This is a genomic window from Pseudomonas sp. YeP6b, from assembly GCF_025642995.1.
Lineage (GTDB): Bacteria > Pseudomonadota > Gammaproteobacteria > Pseudomonadales > Pseudomonadaceae > Aquipseudomonas.
Map to the genome: position 1 here is coordinate 5,812,549 of NZ_CP080090.1, position 20,413 is coordinate 5,832,961.

General features: G+C 60.5%; 17 protein-coding genes and 2 pseudogenes. 5 read left to right on the top strand and 14 right to left on the bottom strand.

Features of this window, described 5'->3' with window-relative positions:
• Positions 1 to 117: 117 nt before the first annotated feature.
• Both KZH41_RS30580 and KZH41_RS30585 read left to right on the top strand, forming a co-directional pair.
• A pseudogene (locus KZH41_RS30580) lies at positions 118 to 1,182 on the top strand (methyl-accepting chemotaxis protein); the annotation flags it as partial.
• 261 nt (positions 1,183 to 1,443) lie between these two features.
• Positions 1,444 to 2,037 (top strand): annotated as a pseudogene (locus KZH41_RS30585) (methyl-accepting chemotaxis protein); the annotation flags it as partial.
• A gap of 640 nt (positions 2,038 to 2,677) precedes the next feature.
• On the opposite strand, the gene KZH41_RS26270 reads toward KZH41_RS30585, so the two are convergent.
• The 4 genes from KZH41_RS26270 to KZH41_RS26285 are packed head-to-tail and all read right to left on the bottom strand — an operon-like array spanning position 2,678 to position 6,777.
• On the bottom strand, positions 2,678 to 3,046 hold the full coding sequence (locus tag KZH41_RS26270; protein WP_094949345.1) for a glyoxalase superfamily protein: 369 nt from the start codon (positions 3,044 to 3,046) through the stop codon (positions 2,678 to 2,680).
• Between the two features lie 29 nt (positions 3,047 to 3,075).
• On the bottom strand, positions 3,076 to 4,539 hold the full coding sequence (locus KZH41_RS26275; RefSeq protein ID WP_242152483.1) for an N-acyl-D-amino-acid deacylase family protein: 1,464 nt from the start codon (positions 4,537 to 4,539) through the stop codon (positions 3,076 to 3,078).
• A gap of 1 nt (position 4,540) precedes the next feature.
• The gene (locus KZH41_RS26280; protein WP_242152485.1) at positions 4,541 to 5,401 is read right to left on the bottom strand and encodes a MurR/RpiR family transcriptional regulator; all 861 of its coding nucleotides are present in this window, start codon (positions 5,399 to 5,401) and stop codon (positions 4,541 to 4,543) included.
• 26 nt (positions 5,402 to 5,427) lie between these two features.
• Positions 5,428 to 6,777, bottom strand: a complete 1,350-nt coding sequence (locus KZH41_RS26285) for a GntP family permease (RefSeq protein WP_263273985.1) — start codon at positions 6,775 to 6,777, stop codon at positions 5,428 to 5,430.
• 248 nt (positions 6,778 to 7,025) lie between these two features.
• Here KZH41_RS26285 and KZH41_RS26290 point away from each other — a divergent pair, with 248 nt between their 5' ends.
• The gene (locus KZH41_RS26290; RefSeq protein WP_263273986.1) at positions 7,026 to 7,418 is read left to right on the top strand and encodes a lysozyme inhibitor LprI family protein; all 393 of its coding nucleotides are present in this window, start codon (positions 7,026 to 7,028) and stop codon (positions 7,416 to 7,418) included.
• 4 nt (positions 7,419 to 7,422) lie between these two features.
• Here KZH41_RS26290 and KZH41_RS26295 read toward each other — a convergent pair whose 3' ends face one another.
• The 5 genes from KZH41_RS26295 to KZH41_RS26315 all read right to left on the bottom strand — a co-directional run bounded on the left by KZH41_RS26295 (position 7,423) and on the right by KZH41_RS26315 (position 13,326).
• Positions 7,423 to 8,868, bottom strand: coding sequence for a SulP family inorganic anion transporter (locus tag KZH41_RS26295; RefSeq protein WP_263273987.1), 1,446 nt, complete (start codon positions 8,866 to 8,868; stop codon positions 7,423 to 7,425).
• A 1,055-nt stretch (positions 8,869 to 9,923) separates the two neighbouring features.
• Positions 9,924 to 10,817 carry an NAD-dependent epimerase/dehydratase family protein gene (locus tag KZH41_RS26300; RefSeq protein ID WP_263273988.1) on the bottom strand — a complete coding sequence of 298 codons (894 nt, stop codon included), beginning with the start codon at positions 10,815 to 10,817 and terminating at the stop codon, positions 9,924 to 9,926.
• Between the two features lie 103 nt (positions 10,818 to 10,920).
• Positions 10,921 to 11,817, bottom strand: coding sequence for a LysR family transcriptional regulator (locus KZH41_RS26305; RefSeq protein WP_094951778.1), 897 nt, complete (start codon positions 11,815 to 11,817; stop codon positions 10,921 to 10,923).
• A gap of 31 nt (positions 11,818 to 11,848) precedes the next feature.
• On the bottom strand, positions 11,849 to 12,439 hold the full coding sequence (locus KZH41_RS26310) for an NAD(P)H-dependent oxidoreductase (protein WP_263273989.1): 591 nt from the start codon (positions 12,437 to 12,439) through the stop codon (positions 11,849 to 11,851).
• Positions 12,440 to 12,561: 122 nt separating this feature from the next.
• A complete protein-coding gene (locus KZH41_RS26315) occupies positions 12,562 to 13,326 on the bottom strand; it encodes a sulfite exporter TauE/SafE family protein (RefSeq protein ID WP_263273990.1) in 765 nt (254 codons plus the stop codon).
• A gap of 238 nt (positions 13,327 to 13,564) precedes the next feature.
• Between KZH41_RS26315 and KZH41_RS26320 the strand changes: the two genes are divergently transcribed.
• Entirely contained in the window at positions 13,565 to 14,461 is an 897-nt protein-coding gene (locus tag KZH41_RS26320) for a LysR substrate-binding domain-containing protein (protein WP_263273991.1), read from the top strand.
• Here the strand turns inward: KZH41_RS26320 and KZH41_RS26325 are convergent.
• Together KZH41_RS26325 and kynU are read right to left on the bottom strand one after the other, a co-directional pair.
• The gene (locus KZH41_RS26325) at positions 14,407 to 15,813 is read right to left on the bottom strand and encodes an amino acid permease (RefSeq protein WP_263273992.1); all 1,407 of its coding nucleotides are present in this window, start codon (positions 15,811 to 15,813) and stop codon (positions 14,407 to 14,409) included. The genes KZH41_RS26320 and KZH41_RS26325 overlap by 55 nt on opposite strands.
• Positions 15,814 to 15,950: 137 nt before the next feature.
• Entirely contained in the window at positions 15,951 to 17,201 is a 1,251-nt protein-coding gene (gene kynU, locus KZH41_RS26330; protein ID WP_263273993.1) for a kynureninase, read from the bottom strand.
• A gap of 144 nt (positions 17,202 to 17,345) precedes the next feature.
• On the opposite strand from kynU, the gene KZH41_RS26335 reads away from it, so the two are divergent.
• Positions 17,346 to 17,819, top strand: coding sequence for an Lrp/AsnC family transcriptional regulator (locus KZH41_RS26335; RefSeq protein WP_003176072.1), 474 nt, complete (start codon positions 17,346 to 17,348; stop codon positions 17,817 to 17,819).
• 128 nt (positions 17,820 to 17,947) lie between these two features.
• Here the strand turns inward: KZH41_RS26335 and catA are convergent, their stop codons facing one another.
• Genes catA through KZH41_RS26350 form a run of 3 tightly spaced genes read right to left on the bottom strand, consistent with a single transcriptional unit; the run spans position 17,948 to position 20,349 of the window.
• Entirely contained in the window at positions 17,948 to 18,877 is a 930-nt protein-coding gene (gene catA, locus KZH41_RS26340) for a catechol 1,2-dioxygenase (protein WP_263273994.1), read from the bottom strand.
• 41 nt (positions 18,878 to 18,918) lie between these two features.
• A complete protein-coding gene (gene catC / locus KZH41_RS26345) occupies positions 18,919 to 19,209 on the bottom strand; it encodes a muconolactone Delta-isomerase (RefSeq protein WP_094951785.1) in 291 nt (96 codons plus the stop codon).
• A 12-nt stretch (positions 19,210 to 19,221) separates the two neighbouring features.
• Positions 19,222 to 20,349 (bottom strand): muconate cycloisomerase family protein, encoded by a 1,128-nt coding sequence (locus KZH41_RS26350; RefSeq protein ID WP_263273995.1) that lies wholly within the window; start codon positions 20,347 to 20,349, stop codon positions 19,222 to 19,224.
• Positions 20,350 to 20,413 lie beyond the last annotated feature (64 nt).

Here is a 20,413-nt window from a genome sequence, read left to right on the forward strand (position 1 = left end):
CCCGTAAGAAAAGTACTTCAGAATCATCGCTTGCCGCCGATACAGCGCTACACACAATTGGCTGGCTCAAACAACAACACCGTCCAGCAGACAGACATCACTCTTGCGGAGCATTCGATGAATAGCTGGTTCGGCAACATCAGCGTCAACCTCAAACTCGGCCTGGGCTTCGGCCTGGTGCTGGTCCTCACCTCGATCCTGGCCCTGACGGGCTGGACCAGCCTGGGCAGCCTGATCGACCGTAGCAACTGGATGAGCGACATCACCCAGCTCAACGCCTCGCTGACCAAGCTGCGCATCGTGCGTTTGCAATACATGCTGGCCAACGGCGACGAAGCCGTGGCGCAGAACGTACAAACCAGCCTCGACGCCTTCGCCGCCCAGCAACAGACGCTGCTGGACAGCTTCAATAGCCCGGAAAACCGCAAGCTGCTCACCGACCAGAAAGCCGTCATCACCGCTTACCAACAGTCGCTGAACAAAATGCGCGAGGCCTACCGTAACGGCAACGCCGCGCGCCAGGTCATGGGCGACAAGGCCGACATCGCCAACGCCCAGATCGACGCCCTGGAAACCAATGTGCAGCAGATGCCCGACAGCCCGGAGCGCTTCACCCAGTACCAGGCCGTCACTCACGCCAAAGAAGAATTCCAGTTGGGCCGCTACGAAGTGCGCGGTTACACCAATAGTCCCAGTGCAGAAACCGAAGCCCGCGCCGCGGCACAGATTGAAAAAGCCATCAGTGGTTTGAAAAATCTCAGCGCCGCATTCGGCACCAGCCAACAAAGCGCTTTGACCTCACTGGAAACGGCACTCGGCGCCTATCGCAGCGCCGTACAAAGCTACAAGGCGGCCAACGCCAACATCGTCAGCGCACGCGCCGAAATGACCACCCAAGGTGCGGATATCGTCACCATCAGCGACAAGCTGTACGACATCCAGCTCGAACGCCGTGACGTTGAAAGCGCCCAGGCCCGTAGCCTGCAACTGATCAGCACGTTGCTGGCTTTGCTGGTCGGCATCATTGCTGCCTGGGTGATTACCCGCCAGATCACTCGCCCGATCCAGGAAACCCTGGCCGTGGTGGAGCGCATTGCCTCCGGCGACCTGAGCCACAACATCCAAGTGACCCGTCGTGATGAACTGGGCGTGTTGCAACAAGGCATCCAGCGCATGGGCACCACCCTGCGTGAATTGATCAGCGGTATTCGCGACGGCGTGACCCAGATCGCCAGCGCTGCCGAAGAGCTGTCGGCCGTCACCGAGCAGACCAGTGCCGGCGTCAACAGCCAGAAGATCGAGACCGATCAAGTCGCCACGGCGATGCACGAAATGACTGCCACCGTGCAGGAAGTCGCACGCAATGCTGAACAAGCATCGCTGGCCGCTGCCGATGCCGATGGCCAAGCCCGCGCGGGCGACAAAGTGGTGGCCGAGGCCATCGCCCAGATCGAACGCCTGGCCGCTGAGGTGGCGCGCTCCACCGACGCCATGACGCACCTGCAACAAGAGAGCAACAAGATCGGCAGCGTGATGGATGTGATCAAGGCCGTGGCCGAGCAGACCAACCTGCTGGCGCTCAACGCCGCGATTGAAGCGGCGCGTGCCGGTGAAGCCGGTCGTGGGTTTGCCGTGGTCGCCGACGAAGTCCGTGGCCTGGCCCAACGCACCCAAAAATCCACCGAAGAAATCGAAGGCCTGGTGGCGGGTTTGCAGAACGGCACCCAACAAGTGGCCACCGTGATGAACAACAGCCGCAGCCTCACCGACAGCAGCGTCGAACTGACGCGCAAGGCGGGTGTGTCACTGGAAAACATCACCCGTACGGTGTCGAACATCCAGTCGATGAACCAGCAGATTGCTGCGGCGGCCGAGCAGCAAAGCGCCGTGGCTGAAGAGATCAGCCGCAGCATTGTGAACGTGCGTGATGTGTCGGAGCAGACCGCAACGGCAAGTGACGAGACGGCGAAGTCGAGTGTGGAACTGGCGCGTTTGGGCAGCCAGTTGCAGCAGATGGTCAGTCATTTCCGGGTTTAAAAAACCAAAAAGCCGCCTCGATTTAAGCCGAGGCGGCGCCACTTCTCAGACCTTACAGGTCATCAAAGCTGTCCCGCAGGAATGTCCACACGTGATAAACACGCAGGGCATTCACTACGAGGTTCCACGTACGTCGTGCAAACTTAGACATACTCGGCCCTCCTTGAGTTGGGCCTTACCTCCAGCGCACTTACCGGAACACGTGAGCCTTCAGACGCAGGTCGATGCGTCCTTTGAGGTGGCCGGGCTAATGGCCCTTCCGCATCAATCCGGCACGGATTACTAGCCCGTAGCGGTCGGTCCAGAATTCGCGCGCATACCCGGCTCACCTAAAAAGCGACAAACGCAGAACGGGGAAGATCCTAACCAACATTCCCGTCTAAGGTGTGTCGAACAGTGGTCAAATATCCAGTATCGCCTGATAGATTCATCGCAAGCTTTTGCAGTCAAATCAAGCAAGAGAAAGGATGCCTAAAGTAACCATGCCGGCCATCATTCCGTCTTGCGTGATGACATGACCAACGGTAGTATCCGACTGCGGGTCGATGCGTCTTTTGAGATAGCAACCCCAGCCGCAAACTGGGTTTGCAATAAAAAACCGCCCTACTAAGGCGGTTTTTTATTGCCTGCAATTTACCCATCAGCCCTCGCCTTCCTCAACAAACACCAGCCGATTCCCAAACGGATCACTGATGCTCATCTCCCGCGAGCCCCACGGCGTTTCCTCAACCCCGGGCTTGGCATAACGGTAATCTTTGGCCAGCAACTGCTGCTGATACGCGTCCACCTCTTGCGCCTGAATCCGCACCGCCGACCCCGGCGAAGCATCGCCATGATGCTCGGACAAATGCAGCACACATTCGCCCAACGACACCTGCAAATACAACGGAAAATTCGCCTCGAAGCGATGCTGCCAGTCGACCTTGAACCCGAGGAAGTCGACGTAGAATTCCAACGCTTTGACCTCGTCGAAAATCCGCAAAATGGGGGTGACTTTTCCTAAGTGCATGGCGACAGCTCCGGGTATGAAAGCGCCCACTATAGAGACGAAAACCCACCACGCAAATCCCCATTGCGCGCCAGGAATCGCCCCGGCCGCTGACCATTGGCCTGCCCATCGCTGTAGCTCAACACCCCGTTGATCCACACGCCATCAATGCCCTGTGCCGCACGCTGGGGCTCTTTGAAATCCGCCACATCGCGCACACTCAACGGGTCGAACAACACCAGATCAGCCCAATACCCTTCACGAATTTCGCCACGCTCGGCCAAGCCAAAACGCGCGGCCGACAGCCCGGTCATTTTGTGCACCGCCGTGTGCAGCGGGAACAACCCCACATCTCGGCTGAAATGCCCCAGCACTCTCGGAAACGCGCCCCACAACCGTGGATGGGGGAACGGGTCTTCCGGCAAACCATCAGACCCGACCATCGACAGCGGATGCGCGAGGATGCGGCGTACATCCGCTTCATCCATCCCGTAGTACACCGCCCCCGCTGGTTGCAGGCGACGTGCCGCGTCCAGCAGCGAAACCTCCCACTCGGCGGCGATGTCCTGCAAATCGCGCCCGCCGACTTCCGGGTGTGGCGTCGACCACGTGATGGTGATGCGAAATGCATCGGTGACCTGCTTGAGGTCCAGCGTCGAGGAGCTGGCCGCGTAGGGGTAGCAATCACAGCCCACTGGATGGTTTTTTGCAGCCAACTCCAGCGACGCCAACAGCTGCGGACTACGCCCCCAGTTACCCGCGCCGGCACATTTGAGATGAGAAATAATCACCGGCACCTGGGCATGTCGGCCAATCAGGAAGGCCTCGTCCATCGCCTCCAGCACCGGTTCAAATTCGCTGCGCAAGTGGGTGGTGTACACCGCACCGAAGGCCGTCAGTTCCTCACTGAGTTGCAGCACCTCATCGGTCTCGGCATTGAACGCGCTGGCGTAGGCCAGGCCTGTGGATAAACCCAGAGCGCCGGCTTCCAGGCTTTCTTGCAACTGCACACGCATGGCGGCGATTTCATTCGGCGTGGCGGTACGGTGCAGATCGTCCATATGGTTGCTGCGCAGCGCTGTATGGCCGATCAACGCCGCAACGTTGACCGCCGGATGGGCACTTTCCACGCCAGCGCGGTAATCGGCAAAACGCGGGTAAGCAAAGGCCTCACGCTTGCCCAGCAGGTTCATCGGGTCCGGCGGATCTGTGCGCAACGTCACCGGCGAGGCGCTGATGCCGCAGTTGCCGACGATCACCGTGGTCACGCCCTGGCTGAGCTTGGGCAGCATCTGTGGGTGGCGGATCACCACGGTATCATCGTGGGTGTGCACGTCGATAAAACCGGGTGCCAAGACGCGGCCATTCGCATCGATTTCATGCTCGGCGTGCGCGGTCGCAAGATCGCCGATCGTCTCGATACGCCCGCCGCGCAGCCCTACATCGGCGACGTAGCCCGGCGTGTTGCTGCCATCAATGATCAGCGCCTGGCGAATCAGCGTGTCGTACTTCATATCAATCTCCAAGCGGCAGGCTATCGGGGCCGCCGCGATAATCGTCCAGGGCCAGCTTGATCCGGCGCAGGCGTTCCTGGTTGTCGTCCGGCATCGCCAGCGCAAGCTCAGTGGCGAGCAGGTCGATGGCCAACAGCATTCCGTAGCGCGCGGCGGTGGGCTTGTAGATAAAACTGGTTTCGGCCGGTTGCAGCGGCAATAACACGTCCGCCAGCTGAGCCAGCGGTGAATCGGCCAAGGTGATGGCGACGATGGGCGCATCGTAGTTGCGCGCCAGCCTCACCACGTCCAACAACTCGGGCGTGAGGCCGGAGAGCGAGCAAACAATCAGCGCATGCTCAGGGCCCAAGGTCGCGGCCGTTACACGCATCATCACCGGGTCGCGGCAGGCGGCAATCGGGTAACCCAGGCGTACCAACCGCACCTGCAACTCTTCACTGCACAAGCTCGACGGGCCGCCCATGCCGAATGCATGGATCATCCGCGCCTTGCCCAGCAGGCTGACCGCATCGACGAAACTCGCCTGGTTAAAACCTGACAGGTGCTGGCGCAACGTTAATTCGATATCGCTGAGAATCTGCCGATGAAAGGCCGACTGCTCCGGCAACCCCGCAGGGTCCAGAAAGCGGCTGCCCACCCCGCTGGCCTGCGCCAATTGCAGGCGCAAATCACGCAAGTCGCGGCAACCCACGCTGCGCGCAAAGCGCGACAAGGTCGCCGTGCTGACCTCGGCGCGTTGTGACAACTCTTCCAGGCTGGCCGACGCAGCAAAGCCCACGTCATCAAGCATCAGCTTGGCGATACGCCCTTCGCCGGCGCTGAAGGAATCCTGGCGGGCGCGGATCTGGTAGAGGATGTCCATGGGGGCTCCGGGTTACAAAATGCAGCTCATAAAATAAGAGACAGTCCATACGTAAGACCGAAGGCGACCACCGAAATCAGCGTCTCCAATACGGTCCAGGTCTTGAAGGTCTGGATCACCGTCATATTGAAGTATTCCTTGATCAGCCAGAAGCCGCCGTCTTTGACGTGGGAAAAGATCACCGAGCCCGCGCCGGTAGCCAGCACCAATAATTCAGGGTGTGGATAACCCAAGCCCATGGCGACGGGCGCGACCACACCGGACGCCGTCGTCATGGCCACAGTGGCCGAGCCCGTGGCGATGCGCATCAACGCGGCAAACAACCAGCCCATCACCAGCGGCGACAAGTGAAAGGCATGGGCCAGGCCGAGAATTTCATTGGTCACGCCCGCGTCCACCAGGATGCGATTCAAACCGCCGCCCGCGCCCACCAACAAGGTGATGCTGGCGGTCGGGGCGAGGCATTCGTTGGTGAACTTGAGGATCGCTTCGCGGTTGAAACCCTGGGCCAGGCCCAAGGTCCAGAAGCTCACCAAAGTCGCCACCAAGAGGGCGATTACCGAGTTGCCGATAAACAACAGGAACTGGTTAAAAGCGGTGCCTGGGGTGGAAATCACATTGGCCCAGCCGCCAATCATCATCAGCACCACCGGCAACAGGATGGTGCCCATGGTCAGCGCAAAGCTCGGCAGACGGGTGCGCGGTTCGCGGTCGATAAACTGGCGTTCCAGCGGGTTTTCCGCCAGCAGGTGAATGCGCGGCACGATGAACTTGGCGTACAGAGGGCCGGCGATGATCGCCGTGGGAATACCGATCAGAATCGCATACAGCACGGTCTGCCCCACCGACGCGTTATACGCCAGCACCGCCATCATCGCCGCCGGGTGCGGCGGCACCAGCGCATGCACCACCGACAAACCGGCGACCATCGGCAGGCCGACCATCAGGATCGACACCCCAACGCGCCGCGCCACGGTAAAGGCAATCGGTACCAGCAACACAAAACCGACCTCGAAAAACAACGGCAGCCCCACCAGGAAGGCGATACACACCATCGCCCAATGCGCATTGCGTTCGCCAAAGCGGTTGATCAGCGTGCGCGCCACCTGCTCGGCGCCGCCGGACTCGGCCATCATCTTGCCGAGCATGGTGCCCAGCGCCACCACCAGGGCGATATGCCCCAGGGTTTTACCGACACCCGCTTCGTACGAGCCCATGATGGTGTCCGCCGGCATGCCGGCCATCAGCGCCAGCCCGATGGACACCAAGGTGATGACAATAAACGGGTTGAGTCGATAACGTGCAATCAGCACGATCAATGCAATGATGGCGATGGCAGCGTATGCCAACAGCCCCAAGCCCAGTGGTGCGGCCATGCGGTACTCCTTGGAAAGGGTCACGTCGAATTGGTTGTGAAACTCATAAATCATTACCAGGTTGAATTTTCAATTTTTATGAAAGTAATTTTCGCCCACAGATAAGCGCTGTCGCTTTGGGGCATGCCCAGCGCCAGCTCATGAAAATCCGGGGGGTGTTCTTACATGAAGTTTTGTTGCGCGCAGAAACTCAACTGCCGGGGCCGAGTCTCAGAGGGCAGCCCAACTTTCGATCAGGAATCCTCACAATGAATCGCAAAACCCTGCTTGTGCCTTTCGCCGCCAGCGCGCTGTTGCTGGCCTTGTGCAGCAACGCTTCGGCCGCCGAGAATGCGGCGCTGAAAAAATGCATGGACGGCGCCAACACCACCGCCGACATGGTCAATTGCAACGCCAAAGAAGCCAAGCTGCAAGATGAGCGCCTGAACAAAGCCTACAAAACTGCCCTCGCCGCCCAGGAAGGCGACCGCAAGCAGCAATTGCAGGATGTTCAGCGCCTGTGGATCAAATACCGCGACGCCAATTGCGCCTTCGCAGGCTCAGCCACTGGCGGCACCATCGACCAAGTCAACGGCGCCGGCTGCCTGCTGGACATGACCCAGACCCGCGCCCAGGAGCTGGAAGACCTGGTCGGGCCGTAATCAGTTACTCATGATGCACCCGGGCGCGCTTGAGCAACTTCTTGCAGCGCTCCGACAAATGCAGCACCCGCAGATGTTTCCCCGCCTTGCTGTAACGCTCACGCAGGGTCATCAGCGCGGCAATCGCGGAGTAGTCGACAAAGCTCAGGTGACGGCAATCCAACGTCACCTCGGCCGGGTCATTGGCCGGGTCGAACTGGTTCAGGAACGGCGTGGTCGAGGCAAAAAACAGCGTACCGTGCAGGCGATAGAGCTTGCTGCCATCGGCTTCCAGATGCTCATCGGCGTACAACTCACGCGCCTGTTGCCAGGCGAAATTCAGCGCCGCAATCACAATGCCGCACAGCACCGCCGTGGCCAGGTCGGTGAACACCGTGATCACCGTCACTGCCAGAATCACCAGCACGTCATTGACCGGCACTTTGTTGATCACCCGCAACGACGCCCAAGCGAAGGTCTGCTGCGACACCACAAACATCACCCCCACCAGCGCCGCCAGCGGAATCCGCTCAATCAGCGGCGACAGAAACAGAATGAACAGCAGGATCATCACCCCGGCAAACACCCCGGAGAAGCGCCCGCGCCCGCCGGAGCTCAAGTTGATCACGGTTTGCCCGATCATCGCGCAACCGCCCATGCCACCGAACAGGCCCGAGACCATATTCGCCGCGCCCAGCGCGACGCTTTCGCGGTCGGGGTAGCCACGGGTCTCGGTGATTTCGTCGGTAAGGTTCAGGGTCAGCAGGGTTTCCAGCAGGCCAACCATCGCCATCAGGAACGCATAGGGCGCGATGATGCCCAGGGTTTCCAAAGTCCAGGGGATTTGCGGCAGTGCGAAGGTTGGCAGGCCGCCGGCGATGTGGGCCATGTCGCCCAACGTCCGGGTCGGCAGGCCGAACAGGTACACCGCCAGGCCAACGCCGAGGATCGCCACCAAGGCGGGCGGCACGGCGCGGGTCAGGCGCGGCAGCAGGTAGACAATCGCCATGGTCGCCGCGACCAGGCCGGTCATCACGTATAACGGTGTGCCGCTGAGCCAGCTTTCACCGCTTTTGAAATGCTCCAGTTGCGCCAAGGCGATGATAATCGCCAGGCCGTTGACGAAGCCGAGCATCACCGAGTGCGGCACCATGCGCACCAGCTTGCCCAGGCGCAGCAGGCCGAACGCAATCATGATCAGCCCGCCGAGCAATACCGTCGCGAGCAAGTACTCCACGCCGTGTTGCACCACCAGTGCGACGATCACCACCGCCATCGAGCCTGCCGCGCCGGAGACCATGCCGGGCCGGCCGCCGAACAATGCAGTGAGCGTGCAAATGATAAAGGCGCCGTAGAGCCCCATCAGCGGGTTGAGGTGGGCGACCAAGGCGAAGGCGATGCATTCGGGCAGCAGAGCAAAAGACGTGGTGAGGCCGGCCAGGGCATCGGCGCGCAGACGGGTGAGGTTCATGAGGTACCAGGGCGTTGCGGGGAATAAGGCGGGGAATGGTACGGAATTGCGGTGGGCGGGGCCAGTAATGTGTAACAACAAGTGAACCGAGTTGCCGCTATCGCAGCATAGGTATCTACGCAACTTTTTATGGGTTGAATTCTTTGGTTGTCGCGGGGGTGCTGGGTACATATCCGTTATTTGGGTGATGGCTGCTATTGGTTCCGCTCTTACAGCGGGTCACTTTTGGAAAAGAGCCCCAAAAGTAACCAAAGGGCTCTTGCCCCACCACTCGGTGCCTCGCCTAGGCTCGGCATGCCCTCACTCCGGCTTGAATCCGTGGGCCGCCGCCATGGGCCATCCTTGGCCCATCGCGGCTAAACCGGCGTCCTGCCGGTTTACCCACGCTCAAAAGCCTGCGTTCGGCCATCGTGGTTAACGGGGCGCCTCAGATCAAGATCAAGATCAAAAGCACGGCGGCCTAGTAGCCGACCTGAGTGGTTAAATCAAAAGCGAAGCCGAGGCGGCCTGACAGCCGACCTGATAGTGGAAGCTGAACTCAATCCAATGTGGGAGCTGGCTTGCCTGCGATGGCATCAACTCTGTGTACCTGATACACCGAGGTGCCTGCATCGCAGGCAAGCCAGCTCCCACAGAAAAGCAGATCTGCTTCTGCTGTGCTTCTGCTGTGCTTCTGCTGTGCTTCTGCTGTGCTTTTGCCCTGCTTTTGCTTCAACCACTCAGGTCGGCTACTAGGCCGCCGTGCTCTTTGCTTTTGATCTTGATCTTGATCTGAGGCGCCCCGTTAACCACGATGGCCGAACGCAGGCTTGAATCCGTGGGTAACCCGGCAGGACGCCGGTTTAGCCGCGATGGGCCAAGGATGGCCCATGGCGGCGGCCCACGGATTCAAGCCGGAGTGAGGGCATGCCGAGCCTAGGCGAGGCACCGAGTGGTGGGGCAAGAGCCCTTTGGTTACTTTTGGGGCTCTTTTCCAAAAGTGACCCGCTGTAAGAGCGGAACCAATAGCAGCCATCACCCAAATAACGGATATGTACCCAGCGGCCCCGTAAAAATCACACCATTTCGTTGCGAATCCACTCCACCACCGACGTCCGCTTCGGCGCCCAGCCCAGCAGTTCACGGGCATGCTTGCCACGTACACGGCTGTTGGAACCCAGGCCATAGTTGGCCATTTCATAGCCCCACTCGGCTTCGGCCTCGGCCAACGGCCAGTCCTGTGGTTGGCCCAGTTTCAGCGCTTGGGCGATGGCGGTGGTCATGTCGACAAATGCCGCTTCGCTGCTTTCCACAAAGTAGAAAGTGCCCGGCACATTCTTCTCAAGTGCCAGCAGGTACAGCGCCACCACGTCTTCAATGTGCACGTTGGACCAGATGTTCTGCCCAGTGCCCACATGCCGTACCACGCCACTTTTGCGCGCCGGCTTGAGCAGTCGCGGCAATTGCACGCTGTCACGCTTCACGCCCAGGCTGTGGCCGTAGATCAGCGTGTTGCAGATCACCGCCGAATTCACGCCGTCTTGGGCGGCCGCCAGGATCAGGTTGTCGATGGCCACACGCGCGGCCTTATCGACGGTCGGCGCCGGCAAGTTGTCTTCGAAGTAGATGACATCACTGGCCTTACCGCCCGACGCGTCACCGACGATGCTCGAACCACTGGTGTGCAGGAACGGCTTGTTCGAACCTTTCAACGCAGCCAGCAAGGTCTCCACTGCAGCCCGATGGTCGCTGCTGGCGGCGTTGATCACCGCATCAGCCTTCGAAGCCTGCTCGGTCAACACGGCTGCGTCGTCCAGGGTGCCGATCACCGGAGTGATGCCCAGGGCGGTCATTTCAGCGGCCTGCTCGGCGCTGCGCACCAGGCCGGTAACGCTATGGCCAGCCTTGACCAGGCCGGTGGCAATGGAACCGCCGATAAACCCTGCTGCGCCGGTAACGAATACGTTCATGGAGTGTGCTCCTGACTGGGTAAGTGATGCGTCCAGTATCGAGGCCCCATCCCTGTCGAATAAGACCCTGTTGCCCAATTCAATCTTGCGCACAGATCACGAATCAGCAGGCATACCGCGCCAGCTTGGCCTGAATGAAGTCCAGGAAGCACTGGATGCGCAGCGCCAACTGCGAGTTGCGGTAGAACACCGCGTGGATCGGCTGGCGATAGCCACTGTTGAACGCCTCCAGCACCGGCACCAGGCGCCCGGCGTTGATGTCTTCGACCGTCATAAAGTTCGACAGGCAGCCAATGCCCTGCCCTTCCAACGCCAACTGGCGCAGGGTTTCGCCGCTGGAGGCGGCGATGCTCGGCTGGATCAGCCACCGGTCGCCTTCCACATGGCGCAGCGGCCAATGGTTGAGGGTTTCAGTTTGGGTGAAGCCGAGCAACGTGTGGTCCGCCAATTCGGCAACCGTGGTGGGCGTGCCGTATTGCTTGAGGTAGTCGGGGCTGGCGAGGATATGCAGCGGCGTACAGCCCAGGGAACGGGCGTGCAATGTGGAGTCGGCGAGCGCGCCGATGCGAATGGCAATGTCGGTGCTCTGTTCCAGCAGGTCGATGATCAAGTCATCGCTGTTCAGCTCCAGCTGTATTTCGGGGTAGAGGCTGCGGAACTCGGCAATGTACGGCACGATCCCGTGCAGCATGAACGGCACGGCGGCATTGATGCGCAGGCGCCCGGCCGGGTTTTTCTGGCGCGACGACAGGCGTTCTTCCAAGTCATCCATCTGCGCCAGGATCACCTTGGCCTGCTCGAAGAAGTACTTGCCCTCTTCGGTCAGGTCCATGCGCCGCGTGGTGCGGTTGATCAGTGTGGTGTCGAGCTTGGCTTCCAGGCGCGACAAGGTGCGGCTGACCGCCGAGGGCGTCTGCCCGACCTGCTCCGCCGCGGCGGAAATCGAGCCGCACTCAATCACGCTGACGAAGATCTGTAACTCATCGGATCGGGCTTTCACAGGCTGTCCTTCTTGATCGGTGGGTAGCAGCTTACACCGGCAGGTTAAACACCTGCGCCAGATGCTGCTGGTAGCGCGCCACGTCAGCCTCGATGGCCGGGCGTTTCATCACGTCCACGCACAGGAAGGTCGGCAGGCTGGTCATGCCGAGAAACTCGTTGGCCTTGTGGAACGGGAAGTACACCGCGTCCACGCCCTTGGCTTCGAAGAAGTCGGTGGGGGCGTCGAAGGCTTGCTGCGGCGCGTTCCAGGTCAGCGACAGCATGTATTGCTTGCCCTGAATGAGGCCGCCGCTGCCGTACTTTTGCGACGAATCGGAACGCGTGCGGCCATCGCTGGCATACAGGCTGCCGTGGCCTTCGGTGAAGACTTCGTCGATGTACTTTTTGACGATCCATGGCGCGCCCATCCACCAGCCGGGCATTTGATAGATGATCACATCAGCCCAGAGGAATTTGGCCACTTCTTCGGCCACGTCGTAGCCTTCGTCGATGTGGGTAACGTTGACGTCGATGCCGCCACGGTCGAGCACGGCCACGGCGGTGTCATGCAAGGTGGTGTTGTAACGGCCGTCGGAGTGGGCGAATTGCTTGCCGCCGTTCAGCAGAAGTACTTTTTTCATGGGAGGTATCCAGAGGGTTGAAAATATCTGCCGGCAGGCTATCGACATTCAACCCTGTGAATAAGCAGCGGTGCGGCAAAATACATTTGACCAAAACGCACGAATAACGCCGTACTCTTGCCTTAGCCGCTGATCAGCAGATGACCACCTAACACTGCCATGCCGATAAAAAATACCCGTTTGAACAGCACCGCACTGATGCGCTGACGCAGCGCCTGGCCCAGCCACATGCCCAACAACGCGGGCAGCAGCGCCAACAGCGAGGCATTGATTTCGCCACCGCCCAAGGTCCCACGCCAAGCCAAGCCGGCAGCCAACGCCAGCGTAGACACAGTAAACGACAGCCCCAAGGCCTGCACCAGCTGATCCCGACTCAAGCCCAAGGCTTGCAGGTACGGCACGGCGGGAATCACGAACACACCAGTGGCCGAGGTGATGATGCCGGTGATCAGCCCACACAACGGGCCCAGCCAGCGCTCGGTGTGAGATTTCACCTTGAATGCAGGCAGGAACAGCCCGCTCAAGGCATACGCCAACAACGCCGCGCCCAGCGCGCGCACCACCCAATGCCCACCGTCTATGCCCAACCACAGCGTGCCGAGCCCGGTGCCAAGGAAAATCAGCAACAGCATCGGCCACAGGCGCTTGAGCAACGCGCTCAAGTGGCCGCCGAATGCCAGTTGCCAGAGGTTGGTGACTGTCGAAGGAATGATCAGCAATGCCGCAGCCTGCGCCGGAAGCATAGCCAGGCCGAGCATGCCCATGGCCACGGTAGGCAGGCCCAGGCCGATGACGCCTTTGACGGTACCCGCCAGCAGGAAAGTGCCAAGTACCAGCAGCGTCAAGCCGGGGCCGAGGTTTTGGTAGAACGCTAGGAAGGTAGTCATCGGTCGATTGTGGGGTGTTAAGGCGGTTATGAAAATTCGCCATATACTGAGGCAGCCTCTTGTTTTTCATGAGGCTGAGGGCGCCATCGCAGGCAAGCCAGCTCCCACACTTGAAATGTGTTCACAAATCCAAGTGTGGGGCTGCTTGCCTCCCACTTTTCAAATGTGTTCACAAATCCAAGTGTGGGAGCTGGCTTGCCTGCGATGAGGCCAGTTCAGTCACCCGAGAGACCCAGCCATGCACTTTGACCTGATCGACCTGCGCCTCTACCTGCACATTCTCGACACCGGCAACATCACCGCAGGCGCGGCCCGCAGCCATTTATCCCTGGCCGCCGCCAGCGCTCGCATCCGTGCGATGGAAGCTTCATTGGGCATCGAATTTCTCGAGCGCGGCCGTCGTGGCGTCACACCGACGCCAGCGGGCAAGGCCCTGGCCCGCCACGCGCGCCTGCTGCTGCAACAGGCCGAGCACCTGCAACAGGACCTGGCCGAATACGCCAATGGGGTCAAAGGCCAGGTGCGCCTGCTGTGCAACACCACGGCCCTGAGCGAATACCTGCCGGAGCTACTCGCAGATTTTCTACGCGAACACCCCAACCTCGATATCGACCTGCAAGAGCTGCCCAGCCTGCGCATTACCCAGGCGTTGCGCCAAGGCACGGCGGACCTTGGGATTATTTCCGATGCGGTGGACACCCACGGCCTGCAGACCCTGGCGTTTCGCGACGACCCGTTAGTGCTGATCATGCCTCTGGACCATCCGCTGACGGCGGGCACCGTGAGTTTCATCGACAGCCTGCCATACGACTACGTAGGCCTCACCGCCAACAGTGCACTGGCGGTGTACCTGGAAGAACAGGCGCTGCACGCGGGCTTTCGTCTGCAAACCCGGATCCGTGCCGATGGTTTTGACGGGCTGATTCGCATGGTCGCCGGCGGCGCGGGCCTGGGCATCGTGCCCCAGGCCGCACTGGAGCGCTGGCCGCTGGAGCGCCGCGTCAAGGCCCACCCTCTGCAAGAAGACTGGGCCTGTCGCACGCTGCTGTTATGCGCGCGGTCCTTCGAGCAATTGCCCGGCTATGCCAAGGCCTTGTTCGACGCCTTGGCCCTGCCCTTGCGGAAAAACCCGTAGTACACCGCCGACAGAATCAGCAGGAACGGCACGCCGAACACCAGGGTCATCTTGAACGCCTCGGTGAAGTACGTGGTGATCATCACCGCGCCCATCAGCACCAGGCCCAACAGCGTGCTGTAGGGAAACAGGCGCAGTTGGAACGACAGCTTCGCCCCGCCATGGCGCTTGCGATAACGGCGGAAGAACAGGTGCGTGAGGAAGATCATGAACCAGGTGAAGATCGCGCCAAACATCGAGATCGCCATCATCAAGGTGAACGAGCTTTCCGGGTACACCACGTTGAGCAAGGTCGCCAGGGCAATGCCCGAGCTGGACAGCAGCAGCGCATTCAGCGGAATCCCGTTCTTGCTCAAGGCGCCCATGGACTTGGGCGCAAAGCCTGCGCGAGACAGGCTGAACATCATGCGTGTGGTGATGTAGAGCTGGCTGTCCATCGCCGACAGCGCTGCGATCAGAATCACGAAGTTCATCACCCCGGTGGCGCCGGGAATGCCGATGGTCTGCATTACTGTGACAAACGGGCTCTGCGTCTGGCCGGCCTGATTCCACGGCACGATGGCCAGCATCAGCGCCAGGGTCAGCAGGTAGAACACCACCAGCCGCACGATGGTAGCGCGGAAGGCTTTCTTCACCGCCTGCTCCGGGTCGGCGGCTTCACCGGCGGCCACTGCAATCATCTCCACACTCAGGTAGCTGAAGATCGACACGATCACCGCGATCCACATACCGCTCAAACCATGCGGGAAAAAGCCGTCGTGGGCCGTGTAGTTCTGCACGCCAAATTGCGGGTTACCCGAGCCGAACACCACGTACACCGCGAGGATGATGAAGCCGACAATGGCGCTGATCTTGATCGTCGAGAACCAGTACTCGAAGTTGCCGAAGGTCTTCACGCTGATCGCATTGAGCAGGACCAGCACGCTGGAAAACGACACGATCCACACCCACTCCGGCACGTTGGCGAACCAGTACTTCATGTACATCGCCACCGCCGTGACCTCGGCGCCCACGGCCAGCACAATCGCCGCCCAGTAGGCATAACGCACCAGGAACCCGGCCAGCGGGCTGATGTAGAACTCGGCGTAGGCGCCAAACGAGCCCGAGGTGGAATGCGCCACCGTCATTTCCGCCAGGCAGCCCATCAACAGCAAGGTGATCAGCGCGCCGATGGCATAGCTCACCAACACACTCGGCCCCGCATAGCCGATGGCATAGGCGCTGCCCATGAACAGCCCGGTGCCAATAGCACCACCGATGGCGATCATGCTCATCTGGCCGGAAGTGAGCTGGCGCCGCAGGCCCAGCTCGCGGTGGGTGATCTCTGCAAAACCGTTGTCTGGCGTGGTCACGTGGTGTGCCCCTTTATTATTGTGGTTGTTACTGCCGGTGCCGAACCCTGTGGGCGCTGGCGTGCCTGCGATAGCGGCGGTGAATTCACTGACGCTATCGCAGGCAAGCCAGCTCCCAGATTAGTTTTGCGGTGCTCTTAAGTGACGCTGTTGCGCACTTTGAACTGCGGTTGATCCCAGGTGTGGTTATCGAGAATGTCACCGAGGATTTCCACGGCGTCCCATACCTCGGTAAAGCTGGTGTACAGCGGGGTAAAACCAAACCGCATGATGCGCGGCTCACGGTAATCGCCGATCACGCCCCGGGCGATCAGCGCCTGGATAACCGCATACCCTTCGGGGTGTTCGAAGCTCACATGGCTGCCGCGTTTGGCGTGTTCACGTGGCGTAATCAGCACCAGGCCGTGGGCGGCGCAGCGGGCCTCCACCAGCGCGATAAACAGGTCAGTCAACGCCAGGGATTTAGTCCGCAGGCTGGCCATGTCGGTCTGGGCAAAAACCTCCAGGCCGCATTCGACCATGGCCAGCGAGGTGATCGGCTGGGTGCCGCACAGGTAGCGTGCGATGCCGCTGCTCGGGGCGTATTGAGCCTCCATCGCAAACTGCCGGGTATGCCCGAACCAGCCCGACAACGGCTGGCGCACCAGGTCCACCAACGCTGGGTTGACCCACACAAACGCCTGGGAACCCGGCCCGCCATTGAGGTATTTATAGGTGCAGCCAATCGCGTAATCGGCCCCCGCCTTGTGCAGGTCGATAGGCACCGCGCCCGCCGAATGCGCCAGGTCCCAGATGCTCAGCGCGCCACATTCGTGGCTCAAGGCGGTGAGCGCCTGCATGTCGTACATGTAGCCGGTCTTGTAGTTGACGTGGGTAAGCATCACCACCGCCACATCCTGGTCGATGGCCTGCGGCAGTTCATCGGGGCTGTTCACCAGTCGCAACGAATAACCCTGTTGCAGCAACTCGGCCAGGCCTTGGGCGATGTACAGGTCGGTGGGAAAATTGCTCGCCTCGCTGACGATCACCTTACGCCCGGGCACACGTTGGCGCTGCACGCTCAACGCGGCGCTGAGCACCTTGAACAAGTTGATCGAGGTGGTATCGGTGATTACCACCTCACCGTCGCGCGCGCCGATCAGAGGCGCCAGACGGTTACCCAAACGCTGGGACAAATCCGCCCAGCCGGCGCTGTTCCAGCTGCGAATCAAACCATTGCCCCACTCGTCGGCGATCACCTGCTGTGCCCGCGCCAACGCCGCCAAAGGGCGTGCGCCGAGGGAGTTGCCGTCGAGGTAAATCACGCCCTCAGGCAAGGCGAACTGATGGCGCAGCGGCGCCAACGGGTCCTGGGCGTCGAGGGCTTGGCAGTGGCTTCGGGTGGTCATGGGTTGTCCTGGTTTTTATAAGTGAATATGGACCAAATAATGAACGAAGTTTTAGAGAATTTTCGTGCAAAGTGGTGGGTAACAGGCTAATTAAGCTGTAGGAAATTCGAATTTAACCCTAAAATACGCGGATTTATTCTAAGCATGATTCTCGACGCCACCGACCTGCGCCTCCTGCATTTTTTGCAACAGGATGGGCGCATCAGCAACCAGGAACTGGCGGAGAAAGTCGCCCTGTCGCCCTCCGCCTGCCTGCGCCGTTTGCGCCTGCTGGAGAGCGAGGGAATCATCAGCGGCTACCGCGCAGTGTTGAACGCCGAACAGCTGGGAATCGAGTTGGAAGCCATCGTGCACCTGTCCTTGCGCCAGGACGTGGAGGATTGGCATGAGACGTTTATCAAGAAGGTGCAAGGCTGGCCGGAGGTGGCCAGTGCATATGTGATTACCGGCGCCAGCAACTATGTGCTGCGCGTGCAGGCGAGGAACTTGAAGCACTTTTCGGACTTTATCGTGAACCACCTGAACCGCACGGCCGGGGTGATGGATATTCGCTCGGAGATTGTGTTGCAGAAGATCAAGGATCGGGATGAGGTGTTGGACTTAGTCGTGCGCAAATAGCACCATGATCGTTCCCACGCTCCGCGTGGGAATGCATCCTGTGACGCTCTGTGTCAAGCCTCTAAGAGCGGACGCAGAGCGTCCAGGGCAGCATTCCCACGCGGAGCGTGGGAACGATCAGCCCGTATTTAGTCTTCTAGGGCGCGCACGCGCTGCATGCGTTTTTGCTCTACCGGTGCGTCAGCCACCTGCAACTCAAAGTCAAAATCAATCTGCGCAAACCGCCCTTCCACCCCAAACTCCCGCGCCAGTTGCTGATCCTCACTGAAGCGAATTTGCGCAATCAACTCATCACGCGTCGCATAAGCAAAATCATCATGCAGGTACGGGTCATCCGAGAGGTTGATCTGCGTGGTCAAATGCCGGTACCCCGGCGCCGAGATGAAGAAGTGAATATGCGCCGGCCGCTGTCCATGACGCCCCAGTTGGTCGAGCAGCTGTTGAGTCGGCCCAGTCGGCGGGCAGCCGTAGCCGGACGGCACGATGCTGCGAAAACGGTAGTTGCCCTGGGCATCGGTCTCAATGCGCCGACGCAGGTTGAATTCCGACTGCGTCGGGTCAAACCACGAATAGGTGCCACCGGTATTCGCCTGCCACACATCGACAATCGCCCCCGCCAGCGGCTTGCCGTCGGTGTCGCGCACTTGCCCGTGCATGAACAGCGGCACTGCGTCATCCTTGCCATCGTCCAGCCGCGCTTCGTACTTGCTCAGCGGCGCGCCGGCCACATACAGCGGGCCTTCGATGGTGCGCGGGGTGCCGCCGGATTTACCGGCCTCCTCGTCCGCAGCATCCATCAGCAAATCCAGGTAATGCTCCAGGCCCAGCCCGGCGGCGAGCAAACCCGCCTCTTGGTTCTTGCCCAACTCGTTGAGGTAGTTGACCGCCTTCCAGAACTCTTCCGGGATCACTTCCAGGTCTTCGATGATGTTCACCGCGTCACGCAGGATCCGGTAGATCAGCGCCTTGGTGCGCGGGTTGCCGGCGTCGTTAAGGTTGCCGCTGGCTTCTTCGAGAAACTGTTGAGCGTGGGCAGTCTGGGAAAGTCGGATGGACATGGTGCAATCCTCATCTTGTCATTATTGGGGGCAAAACAGGCTCAGCGGTCGTCCTCATGGATCGACGAAGGGTGTCGGCACAAGGCGTTCACTTCGATGGCCATGTAGGGAAAAAGCGGCAGTTGCATCAGCAGGTCGTGCAGGTCTTGCACGCTGTCGACGTCGAACACGCTGTAGTTGGCGTAGTGCCCGGCGATGCGCCACAGGTGGCGCCATTTGCCCTCTTGTTGCAGCCGCTGCGCCAGGGCTTTCTCTTGCGCCTTCAGACCAGCGGCGTGCTCGGGGTTCATGTCCAGTGGCAGGTTCACAGTCATTTTTACGTGGAACAACATGGCAGGCGCCTCTTAGTGTTTGTCACGACGGAAGAACGCCAAACGCTCTTCATCAATGGTCAGGCCCAGGCCCGGCGCGGTGGAGACATGCAGCGCAAAATCGCGGTACACCGGCGGCTCGGTGAGGATGTCTTCGGTGAGCAGCAGCGGGCCGAACAGTTCGGTGTCCCAGGCCAACTTGTTCAAGGTCAGGAAGGCATGCGCCGAGGCCAGGGTGCCGATGCCGCCTTCGAGCATGGTGCCGCCGTACAGACCGATACCGGCCGCTTCGGCAATCGCAGCCGTGCGCAACACCGCGCGCGGGCCGCCGTTCTTGGCGATCTTGAGGGCGAACACCGAGGCCGCGCCTTCGCGGGCCAGGTTGAAGGCGTCTTCCACGCATTCGATGGACTCGTCGGCCATGATCGGCGCCGGGCTCGACAGGTTCAGCCGGGCCATGCCGCTGCGGTTGTTGCGCGAGATCGGTTGTTCGATCAGGTCGATACCGTTATCACCGAGCACCTTGCACACGCGCAGGGCCACAGCTTCGTCCCAGGCCTGATTGACGTCGACACGCACACTCGCGCGTTCGCCCAGGGCTTTTTTGATCGCGATTACATGGGCCAGATCGCGGCCGACTTCACCGGCACCAATCTTCAATTTGAAGATGCGGTGGCGGCGCAGGTCGAGCATCTTTTCAGCTTCGGCAATGTCTTGTTCGGTGTTGCCACTGGCCAGGGTCCAGGCCACCGGCAAGGCATCGCGCACGCGCCCGCCGAGCAGTTCGCTGACCGGCAGGTTGAGGCGTTTGCCGAGGGCATCGAGCAAAGCACTTTCGATCCCGGACTTGGCAAAGGTGTTGCCACGAATGCTGCGCTCCAGGCGCAACATGGCCGCGTTGATATTGCTCGCGTCCTGGCCAATCAACAGCGGCGCAAAGTGGCGGTCGATGTTGATCTTGATGCTGTCGGGGCTTTCGTTGCCGTAGCTCAGGCCGCCAATGGTGGTGGCTTCGCCGATGCCTTCGATGCCATCGGCGCAGCGCAGGCGGATGATCACCAGCGTCTGGTTTTGCATCGTGTGCATCGCCAGCTTGTGCGGGCGAAGGGTGGGGAGGTCGACGATGATGGTGTCGATCGACTCGATGGCGCAAATCGGCATGGCTATACCCGTTGGGTTCTTTATATGTTTGAGCCGATTCTGTGCCGTATTTTCCCTGGCTTCC